Origin of the sequence: Microbulbifer sp. A4B17 (genome assembly GCF_003076275.1) — a bacterium.
In the GTDB taxonomy this organism is placed as follows: Bacteria; Pseudomonadota; Gammaproteobacteria; order Pseudomonadales; family Cellvibrionaceae; genus Microbulbifer.
Window position 1 is genome coordinate 4,472,819 of sequence record NZ_CP029064.1, and the last position, 22,147, is coordinate 4,494,965.

Annotated in this window: 15 protein-coding genes; 11 read left to right on the forward strand and 4 right to left on the reverse strand. The window is 47.3% G+C overall.

Annotation, left to right across the window (positions count from 1 at the left end; all coding sequences use genetic code 11):
• The first annotated feature begins 297 nt into the window (after positions 1–297).
• From malT to BTJ40_RS19655, 9 genes are all read left to right on the forward strand, one after another.
• Positions 298–3,012, forward strand: coding sequence for an HTH-type transcriptional regulator MalT (malT, locus tag BTJ40_RS19615; RefSeq protein ID WP_108734666.1), 2,715 nt, complete (start codon positions 298–300; stop codon positions 3,010–3,012).
• Between the two features lie 210 nt (positions 3,013–3,222).
• On the forward strand, positions 3,223–4,866 hold the full coding sequence (locus BTJ40_RS19620) for an alpha-amylase family glycosyl hydrolase (RefSeq protein ID WP_108734667.1): 1,644 nt from the start codon (positions 3,223–3,225) through the stop codon (positions 4,864–4,866).
• Positions 4,867–5,911: 1,045 nt separating this feature from the next.
• On the forward strand, positions 5,912–6,160 hold the full coding sequence (locus BTJ40_RS19625; protein WP_108734668.1) for a hypothetical protein: 249 nt from the start codon (positions 5,912–5,914) through the stop codon (positions 6,158–6,160).
• Between the two features lie 110 nt (positions 6,161–6,270).
• On the forward strand, positions 6,271–6,708 hold the full coding sequence (locus BTJ40_RS19630) for a hypothetical protein (RefSeq protein WP_108734669.1): 438 nt from the start codon (positions 6,271–6,273) through the stop codon (positions 6,706–6,708).
• Positions 6,709–6,775: 67 nt separating this feature from the next.
• Positions 6,776–7,162: a hypothetical protein gene (locus BTJ40_RS19635; RefSeq protein WP_108734670.1), complete on the forward strand. Its 387-nt coding sequence runs from the start codon at positions 6,776–6,778 to the stop codon at positions 7,160–7,162.
• Between the two features lie 163 nt (positions 7,163–7,325).
• Entirely contained in the window at positions 7,326–8,906 is a 1,581-nt protein-coding gene (locus BTJ40_RS19640; RefSeq protein ID WP_108734671.1) for a hypothetical protein, read from the forward strand.
• 42 nt (positions 8,907–8,948) lie between these two features.
• Positions 8,949–9,470, forward strand: a complete 522-nt coding sequence (locus BTJ40_RS19645; protein ID WP_157954174.1) for a hypothetical protein — start codon at positions 8,949–8,951, stop codon at positions 9,468–9,470.
• A gap of 561 nt (positions 9,471–10,031) precedes the next feature.
• On the forward strand, positions 10,032–12,557 hold the full coding sequence (locus tag BTJ40_RS19650; RefSeq protein ID WP_108734673.1) for a plasma-membrane proton-efflux P-type ATPase: 2,526 nt from the start codon (positions 10,032–10,034) through the stop codon (positions 12,555–12,557).
• Positions 12,558–12,596: 39 nt separating this feature from the next.
• Positions 12,597–13,430 carry a polyphosphate kinase 2 family protein gene (locus BTJ40_RS19655; RefSeq protein ID WP_108734674.1) on the forward strand — a complete coding sequence of 278 codons (834 nt, stop codon included), beginning with the start codon at positions 12,597–12,599 and terminating at the stop codon, positions 13,428–13,430.
• Between the two features lie 91 nt (positions 13,431–13,521).
• Here the strand turns inward: BTJ40_RS19655 and BTJ40_RS19660 are convergent, their stop codons facing one another.
• Complete coding sequence (locus tag BTJ40_RS19660) at positions 13,522–15,333, reverse strand: Ig-like domain-containing protein (protein WP_108734675.1); 1,812 nt, start codon at positions 15,331–15,333, stop codon at positions 13,522–13,524.
• A 339-nt stretch (positions 15,334–15,672) separates the two neighbouring features.
• Positions 15,673–15,990, reverse strand: a complete 318-nt coding sequence (locus BTJ40_RS19665) for a cupin domain-containing protein (protein ID WP_108734676.1) — start codon at positions 15,988–15,990, stop codon at positions 15,673–15,675.
• A 379-nt stretch (positions 15,991–16,369) separates the two neighbouring features.
• Between BTJ40_RS19665 and BTJ40_RS19670 the strand changes: the two genes are divergently transcribed.
• Positions 16,370–17,371, forward strand: coding sequence for a hypothetical protein (locus BTJ40_RS19670; RefSeq protein WP_157954175.1), 1,002 nt, complete (start codon positions 16,370–16,372; stop codon positions 17,369–17,371).
• A gap of 82 nt (positions 17,372–17,453) precedes the next feature.
• On the opposite strand, the gene BTJ40_RS19675 is transcribed toward BTJ40_RS19670, so the two are convergent.
• Complete coding sequence (locus BTJ40_RS19675; protein WP_108734678.1) at positions 17,454–19,013, reverse strand: aryl-sulfate sulfotransferase; 1,560 nt, start codon at positions 19,011–19,013, stop codon at positions 17,454–17,456.
• 1,044 nt (positions 19,014–20,057) lie between these two features.
• Here BTJ40_RS19675 and BTJ40_RS19680 point away from each other — a divergent pair.
• Positions 20,058–20,504 (forward strand): L,D-transpeptidase family protein, encoded by a 447-nt coding sequence (locus BTJ40_RS19680; protein WP_238152069.1) that lies wholly within the window; start codon positions 20,058–20,060, stop codon positions 20,502–20,504.
• 67 nt (positions 20,505–20,571) lie between these two features.
• On the opposite strand, the gene BTJ40_RS19685 is transcribed toward BTJ40_RS19680, so the two are convergent.
• On the reverse strand, positions 20,572–21,975 hold the full coding sequence (locus tag BTJ40_RS19685; protein WP_108734679.1) for a sodium:alanine symporter family protein: 1,404 nt from the start codon (positions 21,973–21,975) through the stop codon (positions 20,572–20,574).
• Between the last annotated feature and the right edge of the window lie 172 nt (positions 21,976–22,147).

The following is a 22,147-nucleotide window of genomic DNA, read 5'->3' on the forward strand; positions in this document are numbered from 1 at the left end:
GGGAAGCTGCACAGTAATGCATCCCTTTACGAGCCGGTGTGGATACATCACAGTAAATATGAACTAACGTACCCACTAGTGAGCCGCAGAAACTGCATTGCGACGGGTTGAGATGACCGATTTAACCCGAATAGTAATATACTGCCCAAAGCTAAACCGGCGCCACTCCAATTTGCCACCCAAGAGGCGGAATCACCAGAAAGCTGGCCTATTACAGTGCTGTAACAATACCCGGGTCCTGGTGCATAATAGTGGCTGTACAAAAATCAAACATTTATAACAGTCCCTCCCGCAGCGATGCTTTTAACTTCCAAATACAGCCTGCCGGATTGCCCCGAGCACGCCCTATCGCGCCCGCGCCTGCTGTCGGTTCTGAACCAATGCCACAGCGATCAACTGCTGTTGGTGACGGCTCCTGCGGGATATGGCAAGACCACGCTGGTTACCTCCTGGGCCTCACAGCAGGACAACCCGGTCGCCTGGTATACGCTGGATGCCAGTGATAATGAACCGAGCCAATTCTGCCGCTACCTGGTGGAAAGCGTGCACAGGGCGACCGGCAATGGTGTCCCCCAGACTCACCAGTTGTTGTCCGCGCCCCAGCGCCCGGACCCCTCAACCCTGGTGAGCCACCTGCTGTCGGAACTGCGGGGCCTGCCCAGCGAACTGCGCATCGTGCTGGACGACTACCACCAGATCGACAACCAGCAGGTGCATGACACTACCCGCTTTTTGTTGCGCCATGCCCCCGCCGGTGTCGGTATTGTTCTCACCAGTCGCAGCCAACCGCCCCTGGGCCTGGCCACCCTGCGAGTTCAAGGGCGATTACTGGAATTGGGCAGTAATGAGCTGGCCCTCAACATTGAGGAAATCGCCACCCTGCTCATGCAGCGCCTGCCGTTTAATCTCGACGGCGACCGCGCAGCCCAGCTGCATCATCTCAGTGAGGGCTGGCCCCCCGCCGTTCAGCTATTCACTTTATCCGTGCGCGACAGCAACGAAGTGGATCGCTATCTGGCAGAGCTGGAGCAGGGCCACAGCCATATTCTCGACTACCTGGCTGAGGAAGTACTGGAGCGGCTGGAACCCCAACTGCGCCAGCTCCTCTCCTGCACATCGATCCTCACCCGGGTTAATGCCCAACTGGCGGAGCGCCTTACCGGTCGCCAGGACGGTCAGCAGTTGCTGGAAGAGGCCGCGCGTCGCGGGTTATTCCTGCAGGCGCAGGATTCAAGCCGCCAGTGGTTCCGCTTTCACCCGGTCTTCGCCCGCTTCCTGCAACGGCAAATTAATGACCGCGAACACTTGCTGCAACTGCACAGCACTGCCTGTGATACCTGGCAAGAATTAGACCAGCCGGTGGAGGCCCTGCGCCACGCCCTGGCCGGCGGCGACCGCGAGCGGTTAAAACAACTGCTCAACGATCGAGGGGAACAGCTTCTGCGCGCGGGGCAGTCGCGCCTGCTGCGGGACTGCCTAGACTGGCTCGGCGACGAAGCCCTGCAACACAGCGCCCGCTTTACCCTCCTGTCCGCCAAAATGGCGCGGGAGAATTTTGAATACGACCTGTGCGAGAAAAACCTGGCGGCCTCCGAAAGCTGGCTGCAGCGGGAGGACCCGGCACAGTGGCGCGACTTTGAAGGCGCCTTTGCCACCATGCGCGCCCAAGTGGCCATTGCCCGAGGGCAGACACTGCAAGCCAAGGAGTATGCTGAAGAAGCCCTGGCCCTACTCCGCGCAGACCAGCTGGGCGAGAGAATCTCTGCTCTGCTGGTCACCGGTGAGACCAGCTTCTGCCTGGGTGCCTTGCAAGAGGCCAACCGCTATATGCAGGAAGTTGAAGCCCTGGCGATCGCCGAACGGGATATCCCCAGCGCCGCCTGGGCCATCTGCCAACAGACAGAGATCGCCTTTGCCCAGGGCCTGCTGAAGAAAGCGTCCACGCTGCAGGAGAAGGTGCAGACCCTCGTGCAGAAAAATCACCTATCCACACTGCCCATCTCGGAATTTGTGTGCCGGCTGCGCGGCCAGCTGCAATGGGAGTCCGGCGATCTGGAAGGTGCCGAGCAATCCGCCCGCCGAGGTATGCAAATCAACCGCCGGGTCGGCGAGCACTGGCTGCTGCCAGAGTACACCCTGCTGTTAAAAATCGCCCAGGCCCGGGGGGAGAAAGAGGAATCCCTGGAGTGGCTGGAGCGTATCGAGCGGCTGCTCACAGACGGGCGCTACCATCGGGACTGGATCGCCAACGCCGATGCCACCCGCATCCGCACTTGGCGCGCCCTGGGCAATCAGCAGGCCATCGCCAGCTGGTTGGAACAGGCTACTCCCGTCGCCGACAGACCCAGCAATCACTTTGAACAGTGCCACGGGCGCAACCATGTGCGCGCGATGATTGAGCTGCACCACTGGTCCGATGCCAACCGCCTGTTGAGCCGCCTGAAACAAGTCGCCAACGAGTGCGGCCTGGAAACAGATCGCCTGCGCAACCGGGTGCTGGAATCCCACCTGCTGTGGCTGCGGGAGCAATATCCCCAATCTGTGGAGGCTATTAGTGAAGCCTTACTTCTCTCCCACGAACGGGATTTTCGCGCCAGCTTCCTGCAGATCGGCAAACCTTTAATCGTTATCCTGAAAGCCGCCCTGGAAAATGGCCTGGGAGATGCGGAGTCCTGCAAAGCCCAGCAACTGATCAAAGCGGCACAACAGCAGCCGGAGCTGGACGGTGGTATTCGCATCGAACTAGATGACACCATTATCCGCGAGATACTGGCCAGCGATGCCGTGCCAGACTTCCTGCGCCACTCCCCACTCACCCCGAGGGAGTGGCAGGTACTCAATGCGATTCACTCTGGGCTATCGAACGAAAAAATCGCCCGTCACTTTAAGGTGGCGCCGAGCACCATCAAGACCCATATTCGCAGCCTCTACCAAAAGCTGGACGTCAAGGATCGCCAGGAGGCCATCGCCCTGGCCGAGCAAATGCTTCGCTCGGTCCAGGACAAGCCTTAAACAGTCCTGCTCCAGCGGCACAGGGACGTGCCCACTATGCTCCTCATCCCCCGCCCGCCGATACCAAGCCACCCCAGGCCGGTCACCCTTTACCCCCCTCTCCCCCCTAGCCGGGGAGGAGGAAGCCCGCCAATGACTGCTCCATACTTACCCTATCCTTTAAAGGTGGACTATCTCCACATTTCAAATAATGAAACAAGGCAGTAATCCATGAGCGGCAACAGCTATGAGTGGTGGCGCAATAGCGTTATTTATCAGATTTACCCACGCAGCTTCTGCGACGCCAACGGAGATGGCATCGGTGATATTCCCGGAATTACGCAAAAACTGGATTATGTAAAATCCCTCGGCGTAGACGCCATCTGGATCTCACCCTTTTTTAAATCGCCGATGGTGGATTTTGGCTATGACGTTGCCGACTACCGGGATGTAGACCCTATTTTTGGCAACCTGGAAGATTTCGACCGGATGATCGAAGCGGCCCACGAGCGCGGCCTGAAAGTGATTATCGACCAAATCCTCAGCCACACCTCGGACCAGCACCCCTGGTTCCAGGAAAGTCGTGCCAACCGCGACAACCCCAAAGCGGACTGGTATGTCTGGGTTGATCCTAAAGAAGATGGCACCCCTCCCAACAACTGGGTCTCCGTATTTGGAGGAGGCTCCTGGCGCTGGTGTACCCGCCGCCGACAGTACTATTTGGCCAACTTCCTCAAAGAACAGCCGGACCTGAATGTTCACAACCCGGAAGTCCAGGAGCAGCTGCTCGCCGATATGAAATTCTGGCTCGATCGGGGTGTAGATGGTTTCCGACTGGATGCGGTCAACTTTATTTTCCATCAGCAGGCCCTGGGCAATAACCCGGCGCGCCCGCTCAAGCTTGACGAGAAAGGCCTGCCGCCAGTCAATCACTACGACTACCAGTGGCACCAGAATGATAAATCCCAGCCGGAAAACCTGGTGTTTCTCCAGCGGGTACGGCAGTTAATGGACCAATATCCCGGCACTGTGACCGTAGGTGAAGTTGGCGACGACAATACCCATAAAATCATGGCCGAGTACACCACGGAAAAACGCCTGCACATGGCCTATTCCTTCGATCTATTGACCGAGGATTGCAGTGCGGGCTTCCTGCGCGAAACTCTGGAAAAAAACCGCGACGTAATCGAGAAGGGCTGGCCCTGCTGGTCGATCAGCAATCACGATGTACCCCGCTCAATAACCCGCTGGAACAAAGGCTTTAGCGATGACCAAGCCGATGCCAGGGCCCCATTATTCCTGCTGATGCAATTGGCACTGCGCGGCAGTGTCTGCCTCTACCAAGGGGAAGAACTGGGCCTACCGGAAGCGGAAATTGCCTATGAAGATCTGGTAGACCCCTACGGCATTAATCTGTGGCCGGAATTCAAAGGCCGCGACGGCTGCCGCACTCCGATGCCCTGGACCAATACCAGCGACGACAACGCGGGCTTTTCCACAGCAAAATCCTGGCTACCCGTTTCTGGGGAGCACCAGCAACGGGCGGTAGAGGTTCAGCAGGACGCCCAGCGCTCCATGCTCAACCGCTTCCGCGCACTGATCGAATGGCACAGGAAGCTACCCCAATCGTTGGCGACTGCAGAGCAGGAAGTGATCCACACGGGCAGTGAACTGTTTGCTTTCGTAAGGCGCAGCGAAACTGAAGAAATGCTGGTTGTTCTCAACCTGGGGAAAACCAGTGACTCCTTACAAGTACCTGATGAGTTCTCCGCTGCCCGAAATATTACTCCAGCACTGTTTAGTGGGCATGTAGTAGGAAATAATTTAAATCTGGCTGCTGCAGATGCCTGTGTACTCCTGCGCGAAAAAAGCTGATTAATTAGCTCGCCAAAGGTGCCCAGCTCAAATTGGAATCTGGGCATCTGGCAAAAATTCCAGTCTCTCTGCAACGTCTTTTCCTTTCGACGTCTGCTTTCGCGCCGGCACAATGCCGGCTTTTTTTCTTTTAACTCCATTACTTCATCATCGCTGCCAATGAAATAGCCCGCGATACAAAAATCCAGATTAGAATATCTGATATGGATACTCTCACAAAGAAAGTCTCTGCTATTGGAAATAGCCAATTGCAAGCCCGAAACCATCAACTAATAAACTAAACTACTGAGCCCGCTCAACTGAAAGAAAATCCGCCCAGAACTAAATAATTGAGGACGAAAAATATCAACCCATGGAGTTAAGAATCTTTCAAACATAATTCAAAGCGCAACTATTGGAGAGCCATTTCATATGATTTTTCAAACAAAAAATTGTAAAATTCAGAATGTTTATATAAAACCGATAATGGGACTTATATTTTAGCTATTTTGAAGTGATACAGTCCTTCCTTGAAGTGTAAGGTGAGAGAGGCCCCTCGCAATCTCCCCACCCTATCAATGAGGCTCTTTTCCTTAACAAAGTACATGAATTGCTTATCCCAGTGAGTATAAGTTTACCTCTCCTTCCTAAAACAACCGTACTTAATTTCAAATACGCTATCGGGAGACTCCCGTGAAGTATTCAGGCTTACTTGGTACTCTACCGCGAATATCTTCCATAACATTGCTCTTCAAACTGTCTTATATACCGCATTTCATATCTTGCTCTACTTTCAATATCAGAATTCAAGAGAAGCTTCTCCTATTTCTGGAGAGAGCGAGCTAAGCCATTGACTTTAAAGAGGGTGACACTATTGTCACGAGCAAGAAAAGCAGGTAAATATATAGCTGCTGCTTAATATCTACCTGTTGGAGATTGCGCCAAAGTCTTTAACCTACTGATATTGTTATATTTTTTGGATAATCCTGGATGGCTGAAGCAGAAATATATAGAAGGGTGATATAAAGACGCTTCTTTTGAATTAACTGTTATACGGATACTACCTATGGATAGAGAACTAGCTGAAAAAACAAGCTTGCTTGCACTTAAAATAGGGGCTGCAATGGATAATAATCTTGCTCTTATTAAGGATGGATGCTCTGAACAAGAGTTTAAAAACTACCAGCAAGCCACAGGAAAAGTGATGGGTGAACTACTTACTAGCTTCATGAACCCCATCTACGAGCAACACCCGAGCTTGAAGCCCAAGAAAATGGGTGGAGAATATGAAGTTGATCCCAAAATCTACAAATAGCCAGGGTATAACAAGTTTATTAAACATCGTTGCAGCCAGAAAACGGCTGCAACTGGACGCGCTGAAAAACGCACGCCGTTTATAAAGGCGTTAACCCAACGAGGAAAGTAATGGCTCAAGAAAGAAAACCATTAATCACACTTGGAAAGTCAAAGCTTTCTAAATTCGCTAATGGCACTGTACTCGTCATCCTACTTGTCTATGCCGCTGTAAAGAGCGGCATCATAGAGCCAGCTGTTACACGAGGATTTGATTACACGATTCCTGCAAACGAGTTGTCAATTTCTAGCGCTCAGGAGTTACAAGAAAAATTGGGGAGCTTCTCTCTCAACGAGGCACAATTAAGCTCAGAGCTTGCAAAAGCTGGCATAGACTTACATCAGTTCCAAGAAAACACGTCAATGGAACTCGTTATTAGCACAACGCAAAATGGATTCGAGGACCTGGTTATTGAGTTTCAATCAACACTGGACCCAAATAAGCTAAAGTCAGTTTACGTAAACATTGCTGACCAAATTCAAAGTCATGTTTCAAATAAAAAGGGTTAACAAGAAGCTGCACCCGACTCCGGCGCTATCGCGCCTCCGCGGGTGAGCTTGGCGTTATGTGTAGATCATGAGACTGCTACTAATCGCAATTTTATCAGTGATTTTGTTTTTCCCTCTCTATTGGGCTTTACATCCATTTTTTGGCCCAAATTGGGGAGCTGGTATTTCTGCTTTTATGATGTACATTGGTTTTCCTACCTTATTCCTACTGAAGTGGGGTAAACGGAGCAGCCATCCTTTCATCAAGGCATGTAACTATGTACTAGCTACGATTGTGTTAGCTTTACTCGGCTGGGTCTTCTATGGGGTGCTTTTTAACAATGCCCCTTTACCCAACTCAATTGCGTTGGCAGGTGTCTACGGTTATCTGGCCTTCTATTTTTTAAAGAATGGATATATGCCTTATCAAGCTGAGGAGTTAGAGAAAGAGGTAAATGAGCAGCAAAACACATAACAAGCGGTTCAATTCGCTCCAGCCACAAAAAGCGTGGCTTCCGCTGGGACAGGCTACGCGCTGCTTCGCCTGCCCATTAACCGGGCGTTAGCGAGACCACCCAAGGCCTAGCAGTCTAAAAGTTGGGGGAATTATCACGATCAACTTATAAGGAAAGAAAATAATGAAAGTTAGATTGCTATTGCTCGGGATTCTTTCGACATTCTACTTAGTAGCGCAGGCGGGTTACGACGAGAAATATAAAGCTTATAGTGGCGATTTGAACGGCGATGGGTACGCAGACCTCTTTCTATCACGATCGCCTGAAATAATTCTGTTACTTGGCGACGTTATCACGCCAATAGTTATATCACCCGCTGAGCAAGTCGTTTTAATTCAGAACTCGGATCAAAAGTTTTCTGTCGGTAGCACCCCAACTGCATCGGAATTGAGCGTTCTTAATACGTGGGGGGAATCCGCGGTAGAGCTGGTTGTAAAAGATGTAAACATCGATGGCCAGCTCGACCTAGTAATTAAAAATTTTTCTGGAGATGTAAATTTTTATACAGGTACATATGATCAGATAGTGTTCGCTCCAAACGATTCATTGGCCCATGTAAGGGCTGTTGATCCAGAATTTAAGCAATTTTTCAAGGAGATTTATGGTTACTCTAAAAGCAGCGACTATTTTGAAAATACTGCCATATCAGAAGGCTGGTACCACTACGATGGCGAAGAGCAAACTGGCTGGTGGTATATAACGTATATAAGTTATTACTACCAATATGATAACGGCAAACAGTTTCTCGATGACAACGACGACCCAACTGATCCGAATAACATTCCGGCGTTTTGCTACGATTATCCTAGTTCCTGTCTATTCAATTCCCAGGTTGGCTATTGGTGGATATATGGTACTTTTCTATCCAACATTGAGTTGGTGATCGAGTATGAGAATTTTAATCAGGATGCTTTGAACTATGCACAAGCGGCCGGCACCGCGTTTGAGGACCCAAATGTAGCCCTACAATCAGACCCAGCGGCTTCGGAGCAGATTTTGGAAAGCAAGCTTGAGGCGGAGGTCGGGGAAACCGTGGCGGGTGTACTACTTGATCCATTGCCCTGGCCAGAGTTACCGCCGGAAGCACAACCGCTGCCAAAACCTCGTAAATTACCATTGCCATTACCAGAGGCAGCTAATGACTCAGCTTGGTTTCCCAAAAAAGACTGGGGCTGGAAAATTCTTACACGCGCGGGAATTGTAATTTGCGGGCTTTTTCTCTGTTCGGAAGAGGGCGAGGATGATGAGCTATTCCAATGGAGGCAAATTGGTTGGGAGTGGGCGGTTCAAGATTTGCTTGAAGAGGAAATCGAAGAAACAGAACAACCGAAAGTGGTCATAGGAGAGGGTGAGGGAAATGTTAACGGAATCTGGACATACGAACGCATACCGCAAGCAGCAGAGGCTTATGGAGCAATTTCATTTAATTTAGGTGTTGATGATCAAGGAAATGAAATCCCATTCACTTCTGGGCAATGGTCAGACAGGACAGATTCTCTGCTTTGGCAAATGAACAGCGGATGGATAACAACGATGATACTTAGACAAGCGCAGTTCTACGATATAGGTCTTTACGGGCCAAGGCAGGGAGGACGGGGAAAATATTATCCGTGTGAGCGCGCCATGTTAGAAGGGTACCCTTTACGCGAAGAGCGTTACTTTGGTGGCACGGGCGGTTTCACCTACGGAGACTGCGAACTTTGATGTTTGAAATTTTCTGTAACATTTGAGGATTTCTTTGTCTGTATGGCACATGTAAGAGATTTTCCTGTATATCCAGCGGAAGCATCACAATTTCATAAAATGGCATGGTGCTTCTTATCTGATATGGGCTTTGAGCTTATTAACGATCCCTCCTTGAAGCATGGTCGATTTTCGGCCTCGTCAGCCGTTTATAGATCAGAACAAGGTCTATACATATCCGTCGGATTTGAGTCAGGTGATAGTAACAGCGCCATGATTTTCTGTGGCAGAAAATGGTCCGGGCAACGAGGAACACTTTGTTTCTCCAACAATTACTCTGTATTGGCAAAACGATTTGAGATGGATGTTCCGGCAACCTATAAACTAGGTTATGGTGACGAGCCTCCAAAAACAATGGAGAAAATGTTTGACGATCTAAAAAAAACTTTGCCCAAAATTCAAGATAGAGTAACTTTAACCGATATAATGAGCATCGAGGAAGGGACAAACGGTGCAAGGAATATTGCGGCCGGAAAACTTGGACTCAACTTCATGGAAGAAGTGGAAATTAGTAGCTTTGGATAAAAACGCGGAAGGCGAGAAATGTGGCTATAAATCAGGTAGTCTTTACACTCACCATTATCCGCTAACAAAGCCATCAAATTGACCGCACTACGCTGCGCTTCGTGCGTCAATTTATGACAGCGTTAAGTGCAAGACTTACCCACGTTTAGTAGACACTCTGTATAGTTAGGCTTCGGCCTATCATGAAATGCACTATAAGCTAAAGAGAACTCAGGCATATACGGAGAGCACCTGCATATGGTCTATATCTTAGGCCTGTTGGCCAAGGACTACAGCACGGATTGCTATTCGAAACCCCGGAGAAAAACCGCGACGTTATCGAGATAGGCTGACCCTGCAGCTTAATCAGTTGTCACTGATATATCCCTTTCAATAGCCCACTGGATTAATGGTTTTTCACGCCAGTACAATGCCGGCTTTTTTACCTTTAACTCTACATCCTCAAATTTCCCTTACCACCGTCACCAATGTCCACATAGCAATTGGCGCAAACTGCTAGATTGAAGTATCCAGTGCTGGAACAGACTCCATAGGTAAACCTTTGTCATTGGGAAACCCAAAGTGCAAGGTCAAGAATCATCGCCAAATAATCAAAACAACAGCGACCAGCAATCGCTGGATTTGCAGAACGCTGATATTGACGCAGTTTACACTGAACTAAACACGTCGCCCGCCGGCCTCACCAAAAATGAAGCCAGCACCCGCCTGCAAAAATATGGTCCCAATGCCATCCAGGAGAAGGAGCAAAGCGCACTCGCTAAATTTTTGCGATTTTTCTGGGGTCCCATTCCCTGGATGATTGAAGCGGCCGCATTGCTTTCTGCATTAATTGGCCACTGGCCCGATTTCGCCATCATTATGGCCCTGCTGTTATACAACGCGATTGCCGGGTTTTGGCAGGAGCACAAAGCTGCCAATGCGCTGGCAGCACTGAAAGCCAGTATGGCACCCAAAGCCAATGTATTAAGGGATGGAGAGTATCAATCCATCGATGCGGCAATGGTGGTCCCCGGGGATATAGTTCGAATAAAGCTAGGGCAAGTCGTACCCGCTGATGTGCGCTTTACCGAAGGGAAATCCATCAGTATTGATCAAGCCGCCCTTACGGGAGAATCTCTACCCGTCAGTAAGAGCATCGGTGATATTGGCTATTCCAGCAGTATCGCCAAACGGGGGGAGATGACCGCTGTTGTCATTGGTACCGGGCACAATACATTCTTTGGGCGCACCGCCCAACTTGTTGCCGGTGCAGGGCAAAGTGCCTCACATTCGCAGAAAGCCGTCACCCATATCGGTGACTTCCTCATCGTGCTGTGTCTGGTGCTGGCCGTTATTCTGGTGGGCACAGAGTTATACCGCGATATCGTGGTCGCGGAAACATGGCACTGGTCAGATATCATCAATATTCTTCGCACTGTACTGGTGTTGCTGATCGCATCAATTCCCGTTGCCATGCCTTCGGTCATCACAGTGACCAATGCTCTCGGCGCCCTGGCACTATCCCGTAAAAAAGCGATCGTCTCGCGGCTGGAATCCATCGAAGAATTGGCCGGTGTTGATATCCTCTGCTCAGACAAAACTGGCACCCTCACCAAAAACCAATTATGCCTCGAAGAACCTACCTTATTCAGTGCGGAAAACAACGACCAGTTGATCCTTGCTGCTGCTATCGCTTCTGAAGCAGGCGCCAGTGATCCAATTGATCAAGCAATTTTTGCCGGCCTAAAAAATAAGGAAGAGCTAAAGAAATATAAGGTTGAGGAATTCACTCCATTTGATCCGGTTAGCAAACGTACCGAGGTCAAGGTACAGGATCAGGACGGGCAAACCCTATTTTTCAGCAAAGGGGCCCCCCAAGCTATTGTCGACTTATGCAGCTTGAGTGGTGCGGAGGCCAACAAAGCCTCTGCTTGTGTGCAACAACAGGCCTCCAGGGGGCTACGCTCCCTGGGAGTTGCTCAGAAGGCAAACGGCACACCGTGGCAATTCCTGGGTATTCTGTCTCTTGAAGACCCACCTCGGGATGACTCCAAAGACACTATTCAACGTGCACGGGAACATGGACTCCAGGTAAAAATGATTACTGGCGACGATGTGGCAATCGGCAAGGAAATCGCCACTCAAGTCGGTATCGGAACAAATATTTTTGCAGCCAATAGTGTATTCAAAAAGTCCCAGGATATGGACCACCTGCCATCTACTATCGTCGACACCGTGGAACGTGCCGATGGGTTTGGAAGAGTATTTCCCGAGCACAAATATGCCATTGTGAAAGCACTTCAAGGCAGAGGTCACCAGGTTGCCATGACCGGAGATGGTGTGAACGATGCCCCTGCCCTTAAGCAAGCTGATTGCGGAATCGCTGTCAGTGGCGCAACGGATGCCGCACGCGCCGCCGCAGCCATCATCCTGACCTCCCCTGGGCTATCCACCATCGTCGATGCCATTGATGAAGCGCGAAAAATATTTGAACGTATTATTAACTATGTGCTTTTTAGAGTATCAATGACCCTGGACATTATGGTGGTAGTTGTCTTTGCCACCATTATGTTCGGCTTTTCACCACTAACCCCTGTTATGATCGTATTAGTGGCTCTTCTTGATGATATCCCCATTATGACCATTGCCTACGATAATACACTGCTGCCCAAGGAACCCGTACATTGGCAAATGCGCGACCTATTGCTGGGCTCCAGCATTATCGGCCTTTTTTCTATTGCCCAAACAATGGGTATTCTGTTTATTGGAATGGAATGGCTCAATAACACCAGTTGGCAAGCTTGGATCGCACTAAATAAAGAGCAAATTCAAACCATTGTATTTTTACAGATCGTAGCGGGAGGGCATCTGCTACTATTCGTTGTGCGCTCACGCACAGCATTCTTTTCCAGGCCATTACCCGCATTCCCTCTATTTATCGCAATTGTTGGCACTCAAGCATTTACCGTGCTGATGTGCGGATTCGGCTGGCTGGTACCCGCAATACCCTGGACCGTAATCGGCCTGGTATGGCTATACATGATTATCTGGATGTTTTTCCTGGATTTGGTCAAGAAACTTCTTTATCGAAGATTGAGTGATATCTGAGTCATCTACAAAAGTCTAACAAAAGTGGGCGTTCGAACTATGAATTGTTTCGAAGATTTCAGGGTAAAGCCTGGCAGCAAGATCAAGCTCTCAGAAATAGATCCGGGCTTCAGGCACTGCTACGAAAGCCACGAAGAGGCACTCCCAGAAACCCAGCGTATGGATGAGCAAATACGCTCATACACTTACAAACTTTACGCTGAGTGCAAAACATCACTACTTATCTGTCTTCAGGGAATCGATGCGTCTGGGAAGGATGGCACAATAAAGCATGTATTGGGCGCAACAAATCCACAAATGTGTAGAGCAATATCCTTTAAGGAACCTTCAAAAGAAGAGAGCGAGCACGATTTCTTATGGCGATATCACAAAGTAACTCCGGCTCGGGGTCATATATCAATCTTTAACCGCTCACAGTATGAGGGTGTACTGATTGAGCGAGTACATAGTCTGGTTCCGATGAAAATTTGGAGCGAACGCTACGACCAAATAAATAACTTTGAAAAATTACTCTCTGAAAGCAACACAATAATACTGAAATTTTTCCTATATATCAGCCAGGATGAGCAGTTGGAGAGATTCAAGCAGCGTATTGATGATCCCGCCAAACAGTGGAAAATCAGCGAAAGTGATTATACTGAGGCAAAATATTGGGACGAGTATATCTGTGCTTTTGAAGACATGCTAAATCAATGCAGCACCGAATACGCACCTTGGTTCGTTATCCCCGCAAACCACAAATGGTTCCGGGACTTGGCCGTAGCCTCGATTATTTCTGAAGCATTAAAAAAATTAAACCCCCAGTTTCCTGCCCCCACCGTCAACCTGGAAGAGATAAAAATGAAGTATCACCAACTTAAGAACTCGCAATAAACTAAAACCCTAAAAATTAAGGGAGATGATAAATTTACTTACCATCTCCATTAGCCATAGCTTCAATCTAGTACAATCAATTTTGAAAGCATTACTGCGACTTAAAAATCAAAACCCTATTGTTCGCTGAGTCAGTAACAAACAGGCTATCTTTATAACCAAAGACCCCTGTTGGAAGGCGTAAAGTGGATGCACTGGGATGTTCACCGGTATCATGAACTCCGTCTTGATTTGAGTCATTATAAGCAGATTTTACAAAATCACTTTGCCCCAAGACAGAATCCGCAGCAGCATAATTTTCTTCAGGCCACTGATCCCAAATTAATACTCGGTTATTATTTGTATCAGTTACGAATAGCTGAATTCCATTTGACCAAATTCCTAACCAGGGATAACTTAAATCCTTTTCCGTTGCATTATCCGGCCTCTCATCAATACTAAAATTTTCCTGCCCGAGTACAACATCTGCTGCAATATAGTTCCCTATTGGAAATTCATTCCAGAGCAAAATTCGATTGTTTAGAGAATCTATAATTGCAAGCTTATCTCCATCACTCCAAACTGCAGAAGGGTCAGCAAGAGTTTGAGCTGTTGGTCCCCCACTATTACCATCCGAGCCGGCATTAGCGGTACAACTCTCCATTGTAGGCTGACCAATAACTAAGCTTGCGGTTGTATTATCTTCTGTTGGAATACTATTCCAAACCAACGCGCGAGAGTTAATTTCATCTACAGCTATAATTTTTCCATCAACTAAAATGGCAGATGTTGCTTTGTCATCATCACCACTATAACATCCATCAACCCCCTTGCCCCATGCTCCTAAAACCACTTCAGGGACTGCCGTCCCGTCCATAGGGACTTGGTTATAAATCAAAATCTGCCTTTCCCCTTCAACCTGAGAAATAATTAATTTACCGTCATTAATATTAGCCTGAACTGGCATTTGAAGCGACTTTCTATCATCCGATGAATCGGAGCTATCCAGACTATCGACACCTAGAGCAAAATCAGCAGAAGCCCCATTCGAGAAAGGTATTTCGTTAAAAACCAAGACACGCTTATTTCTTCGATCCGTTATAAATAGTTTCCCATCAGAACTAACAGCAGGATTACCAGCGGGAAAGACCCCAAGGTTTTTAGCACTGGTCTCCGAAACTATGTCTGAAAAATTATCCTGACCAATCACCACTGACGCCGGAGTAAAATTGTCGAAATACATCGGCACAGTAAAACTGCTGTTTACTGTAGGAATAGGATTTCCCGCTAAATCCATTACATCAACGTTTATTGTGCGTTCCTGCCCAGCGATCCAGTATTCTTTTGGGATAATAGTTAGCGTATCATTTTCGATTTCGGTAGCAGACCAAACAACCTTGTAGTCATCTTCAAGTAATATCCCACCTAATTGAAGACTATCTACATCCATAGTCTCAGAAAATTGGACTTTAAAAGAATCGTTCTTTTCCAGGCGAATATCCTGTGGAAGTATACTATTTACATTAGGGGCAATGTTCTCAACTTGATACTTGACGTCACTCTCCGTCATTTGATTACCAGCGCTGTCCTGAGCATTGATTACTAAGGATAGCTCTTCCCCTTCTCCCCAAACATCTTTCGGCCTTAGTTCAAGTGAATCTTCACTTATTTGGTATAGCTCCCCGAGTTCCTGCATAGAACCAGACAGTGAGATATCACCTAGCTCTACTGGCTCATCAAAACTCAGTAACACCTTATCACCTTCTTCGATAGTACTACCACCTGTAGGAGTAAGGGTCAAAGTTGGTGCAGTAATATCATCTGTCTCTTCAGGAGATTTGCTTTCTTTAGATCCTCCACTACAACCGTATAAAGATGAGACAATAGCGAGGCAAAGTGTTGCTTTTAAAAACTGCTCTTTCATTATTTCCCCAAGGATAAAAATAAACGCTAATATCGAGGGAATACTAATTTATTTTTTAATGAGCAATTACACAATAATTGGCAATATATAAAAATCGTCACAATTGACTCTTTTTTTGGCAGATACTGTTGCGAACTCTTGGGAAAAGCCCTTATTTGGAACCGTAGCGCCAAGATAAATACTTTATGCGTGAAGCCACATTTGGCTTTTAATGAAAGTATTGCCTTCCGAATAGAAAAACTCAGAAGGCAAGGTATTCCTATCGAGATTTAAATATTAGAACTCTGCTATTATCTGAATCTGTTACAAACAAGTTATATTTGTAACCATAGATGCCCGTTAGTACTGATAAAAAATTGCCAACCATATAGTGGGCTCATTTTGAGCGGTCTCCACAACTCGATGTTTCTGTCCAGCCTTGATTAAAAGATAATCTCCCTCACCCAATCTATAACGTTCACCGGTTTCCATTTCAATCAAACCGTAACCAGATAGCACCAATACCCATTCGTTCTCATCTTGATCATACCAACCAGACTCTGGGGAGGACTGGCCGAAAGACACTATTCGCTCCACTCTACACTGCCTCCCTTCAAACAGGCTCTCGAAGTGCTCTATAGTCCTGTTATCCGGCAATGAGTTGAAAAGGTTCTCCATACAACTAAACTCGCAAATAAATACATGGATAGTGAAAAACTTACTGAAACTATACTATAGTGGCAGCGATTCTATTTACTCTATCAGCTAATTTCAGCGCCATTATGACTTAAATATCGGAGATTCAGATTTGACATTATTGAATATTCTTCACTAACTCAACAGGGGGCACCTATAATCTCTATAGATTGACACTCTACCTAGCCAATATAAAATCTATTTCTAATAAATAAAAACAGACTGAAAATTTAGTCGCTCATATAAATCTATTCATCATACAATCAATAAAATAGTTACTTATACAAATCCGACAATGACTATCTACTTGCATGCAGGGCTACACAAAACCGGAACCACGGCCATACAGCACTATTCCTATATGCATAGGAAATTATTAAAAAAGAAAGGCGTTTTATATCCAGTATTTTATCGATCCCTATTTAAGAAAGATAAAGGTCACCAATATTTTTCTCATGCATTCTCTAGTCAAACCGATAGTGCACCAATTTCCGAAGGAAAATTACTTGCTTATAGCTGGACCAGTAAGGCTCGAAGATACAATCTTGATCTTCTTATCAGTGCTGAACCTATTTGTCGGCAAACTTACAGTCTTAAAAATTGTTCCTGGGTCCAGGCGCGACAACAGTATCTTGAACGTCTTGCTGAGTCGCTACCACCTGAACAAACAAGGGTGATTCTCACACTGCGTAGGCAAGACGATTTCGTTCAATCTCTATATAAAGAGCTTGTTATGAAAGGTGTACCCCCTCAGGCAAAAATATCCTTTGAAAAATTCTTAGGGCAAACACAAAAGAAGAGCCTTAGGTTTTACGACAACATAATGGTTTTCAAAAAAATTTTCCCCGATACACAAATACTTACTTACGATCAATTATGCAACGGAGATCTACCGGTTAATTTTTTTAAAGCCCTGGGTATCACAGGACTTCCCAATTCTGGCGAAACAGTAAGAAAAAGTCTGTCAAACGAGGAGGCTACCTTAAAGCAAAGGCTCAATGATCAAATACACTCAAAAGATCAGAACAAGAAACTATTGGATTGGTTAAAATCAGACAACACACAAAGGGTTATAAAAACTATGATCCCAACTATCTATCACTTTTGGGATTCAAATAATGAAAGAAATAAATTCCTAGATAAATATTCAAGTGAGAACCAGAAGATAAAGCAAAATTTCTTCAAGGATCAAACAGCCTTATTCCCGCACAACCAATATTCAAATTATGCCCCCCCAGAAAACAGTCAAAACTTACATGATGGAATAGAAAATGCTATTGAAGCTTTATCTACTGGAATTAAAGATCTATTTGGAGAAGATGGGCTAATTAATATTAAAAGAAAGCTAGAGCGAACCAGGTAACAGGTTTCTAAATGAATAATTCTGGGTGGCACTTCTCACCAGTAACAAAGATCTGTTACTGGCGATTGTCTTATAAGTAATTTTAAAATGACAAATTGTTTACAGATGACAACTCTCTCCAGGAAAAGCGCTCTGCTCGATAGACAGACGTATCACTTACTACCATTTCCCAGGCAGTCTCAGCGCCAGTATCACTGGTGACTTCAATGATATATGCATCACTATTGCCCCCATTGCTCGCAGGGGAGGGACCACCGGCACACAAGAGAATATTTCCCCCAGCCAGCTCATCAACATCACCTAGTGACTGGGTATATTTAGGTGCAATATACTCCCAGGTTTGCTCTGCTGTCTTTTCCACAATATCCAACGAAAACTTTACTGCACGGCTATTATAAATTTCACCACTGTATTCAGATTCATTCCTGTTGTCATAAATTAGAATTTCTCCATCTGACGCAAGCATTGCAGCATGCTGAGACGCCATCCAAGTGCCAGTTTGCAGAGAAAATAGTCTACCCAACAGATGATCTGAAGTGTCTGAATCCCTACCCATAATCCATTTTACTTCACCACTGGCATGGTCGATATTTACCACCCAACTTTGGGATCGGCTAGACAATAAAATGGAACTGTCAGCATCGATATAGTGTATTGAGTTCGAATGAGTCCAGTCCAGAGCACCATCTCCCACCTCCCGGCTCGATAATTCACCGGGAAAGCGCTGGGTATCCAGATGATCAAACGCCGACCACTCCCAAACAGAATTGCCCTGACCATCTACCTCAAGGATGACGTCTCCCTTCAATAACTGCCCGTCAATTGTTTCAATAGCGTCTGTTAATACCAGTAGATTCCCATTTCCAAGAAGAATTGCATCGTGGTGATATGCCGGCAGTTCAAATGACTGAAGTGTTTCTCCTGCAAAGGAAATAATTCTGGCTTCCTTATCTAATAGCAACATTAAACTGCCATCTTTGAGGTTACGGACTACAGGAGCACCGGTGAGAGGCACGTCTCCGTGAAGATACCAGACAACCTCACCCTCTTCATCGAATCCCCAAAAAGTATTATTCCTATCGCCAGAAGGAGCGAAAATAGTTATACCTCCTTCACTCTGTTCAGTAAGCGCCATCACTTCAACAGACGGCACGCCTTCGGGCAATGAGCCAGTTTTGAAAGAAACTGTGGAACTCTGAACAGTCTCTCCACTTTCAAGTGTTGCCAGCGCTGTAAATCGATAAGTGGTATCGGCCCTTAAACCTGCCAGAGTCATATCATGCTCAGTTCCCCAGTCGGTATAATTTGTACGCCGTCGATCTGTCACGGCTGAATTTATCCTAATCGCCACCCGGGACTCACCGCTGGTCGATACCTGTGCATTAACCATTAAGCTATTTTCTGGATGAGTGGTGAGAATTAACTCTACCTCGTCATCCAAAACAAGCGGTATTTCAACGGTTCGCTCCACCTCACCACTGACACTCGAATAACTATAAAGTATTGCAATAGATACTAAAAAAAAGATGGGTAATGTCGATCGCGCTACCATATCCAGCTCCTGTGCATTAAGTAACAAAAAGTAGTCGTAACCGCCCAGGTCTTGCCAAAGACTGGGCAGTATATATAAACCAACAATCACATAACGCAGCAGGAATAAACTCGTTTACTTACCTTCTAAATTTAAAAAGGAACTTTTTAATGGGCTGGCAAAGGAAACCATCTTTATTCAAATTTTATCAAGAAGTGAAAACACAAATATCACAGCAAATAGACATAGATGAGAATTTAACTCGAGATTCAGCCTCAATAATTGTTTCTATAAACTAATTAATGTTAATTATTTGCTCAGGCCGATTCTGCTTTTTTTTATCATTCGACGGCCCTAATAATTGACTGGCTGGTTTAAATCGGCTCGCTTCAACCTATGTGAAATTGAGGAAATTTCCCCCAAAGTGACACCCAACTAGAATAGCATCCTCTAAAGCCTGCTCCACATATTCCTTTTTGTTGTCACCAGCCCCCAAGCCCGACCTTACTATCCCTTGGAACTGTAGTGGTTCATGCCGCCACAGGACCAGCCCGCAGCTGAGGCCGAGTATACGGTTATCTGCTTTGGGGAAATTACCAACCGTCGTCTTGTCCCTGTTTGGGGTCGAGCTAACTCAACCCTCGGCAAGCCATGGTTGGGCTCACAAGCCGCGGTTGTTTGCACAGCCCAATGGCAATAGAGAGGTGTGTAATGCATAGCCGATCTTCGCTGCAAAATCATCAATCCATGCTCACACGACCCGGAGCCCACCTGCAGAAGCGAAAGGGATCTCTCCGTAAAAAATCATCATTTGCCGCTGCAGTAGTAATTGTGGGATCAGCAATTCTTGCTCCACTGGCCTACGCAGTGGATTACTCCAACTCCCGCTATAACTCGAGATATAGCGCTCAACACGGACATGGCAACTACGGAGCACACTCAAGGTATAGCAGGGATTACAGAGCAAACTCTCGATACAATAGAAATTACAGGTCACATTCCCGGTACAATAGGGATTACAGGGCGCATTCCAGGTACAACAGGAATTATCGGGCCCATTCCAGATACAGCAGGGATTACAGGGCACATTCCAGGTACAACAGGAATTACAGGGCCCATTCCAGATACGCGGCGAATCCACGGCATAGCCGCCATATGTGGTTTAAATCCAATATCCAGGGAACACCGCGTATTGTGATCGACCTCAGTGATCAGATGGCTTACTTCTATAAGGGTGGGCGCCTGGCCGGTATGTCCCCGGTATCTACCGGCAAACCCGGACACCGCACACCTACCGGTAACTTCCGTATTTCGCAGAAGAAATACAGCCATCGCTCAAATCTGTACGGTCACTACATCAGCCCACGGGGCTATGTAATGCGCAGCAATGTGGATGTGCGCCGCCACCGCAAACCTGCGGGTTCTCGATTCCGCGGGGCATCTATGGATTACATGATGCGTATCAATGGCCCCGTTACCATGCATGCCGGCCACGTCCCGGGATATCCCGCCTCTCATGGCTGTATTCGTATCCCCTGGCATATGGCTAAGATTTTTTATGCCCACGCCAAGGTTGGTACCAAGGTGTCCGTGGTGCCTTAAGTTGGAAGTAACAGGTAAATTTTTACCAAGCATAAAAAAGGCGGACTATTTAGTCCGCCTTTTTTAATTAGGAAGCCTCGGCCTCTTTTCTCTTTGTTAAATCCATACGGGTAAAATAATCGTGAGCCGCTCGATTAACATGCCTTGCCAGCAATAAAGTAGACACCATTGTTGGAATCGCCATTACCGCATACATCCCGATGATGATGCTGTTTACCGCACTTAAAGAAGCCACCGCACCCAATATAATCAGCACCATGTAGAGTCCGGTATAAAGACCCTGCCAGCGGCCACCGAAAAGAAAAACATAGCACTTCATACCGTAATACCAGCAGGTAACGATAGTGCTGAAAGCCAGCGGAAGGACCATTAGCAGTAGCAAAATTGGGCCGAACTGCCCAAACACCTGAGAAAATGCCTGTGCAGTCAGGGTGACGCCAGCAATATCCCCTTCCTGCTGCCAAGCGCCAGTCAGTAGTATCACCAGGGCAGTACAAGTGCAGATAACCAGTGTGTCTACAATGGGGCCCAGCATGGCAACCACGCCTTCTCGAACGGGCTCACGGGTTTTAGCTGCACCATGGGCCAAAGACTCTGTGCCTATACCCGCTTCATTAGAAAATGCGCCCCGGCTCACCCCTACTGTGATGACCGAACCCAGAGTACCTCCAGCAATAGCTTGACCGCTGAAAGCGTCCGAGAAAATTAACGCAAATGCTGCCGGTACCTGCTCCCAGAAGCTGGCAATTACCACAAGGGTCATGCCCAGATAAAATAGCACCATGCCCGGCACTACTCTTGCGGAGAATTTACCGATACGCTGGATACGACCGGCTATAACATAGGCCGATGCAACAGCAATTAATAAGCCAATAACAAAATCAAAAGTGAATGAACCTCCGGGCGCTACCCAACCCAAGGGCTCAGCAAAAGACTCCCGCAGTAGCTGCGTGGTTTGATTGGACTGAAACACCGGCAACATACCGCAGAGTCCCGCCACGGCAAACAGTACTGCGAGCGGCATCCAGCGTCGGCCCAACCCCTCGCGAATAACATACATGGGGCCACCTTGCAGTTCCCCGGAGGCATCGCGACCGCGAAACATCACCGCCAGCGTCGCTGTATAAAACTTGGTAGCCACCCCCACCAGGGCGGTTACCCACATCCAGAAAATCGCCCCAGGTCCACCAATCGTAATTGCGATGGCAACCCCGGAAATATTGCCCAACCCCAGGGTTCCCGACAGTGCTGTGGATAGCGCTTGGCTGTGATTCACTTGGCCAGGGTCATTGGGGTCATCATATCGGCCACTTAAAAGCCCAATACTGTGCCCAAGATGGCGGTAGGGACGGCCACGAGAATAGATTAATAGCGCGAGGCCGCCACCAACGAGTAGCACTAATAAGGGGGGGCCCCAGACAAAACTGGCAAAAGCCTCTAATGCCTGATCAATAGCAGGGAATATCGACATAATTTAATTCATTTCCGGTGAGATCCGCCCAGTCTAGGTACGCTCACACCAGACTGTCAAAAAGCCGCCATAAAACTCTGCAGCCCCATAAATGCGAAAACTTTGCGAGAACCTGGAATCCCGGCAATAAAAAAGCCCCTAACAGGGGCTTTTCTAACGATCTTTTACAACT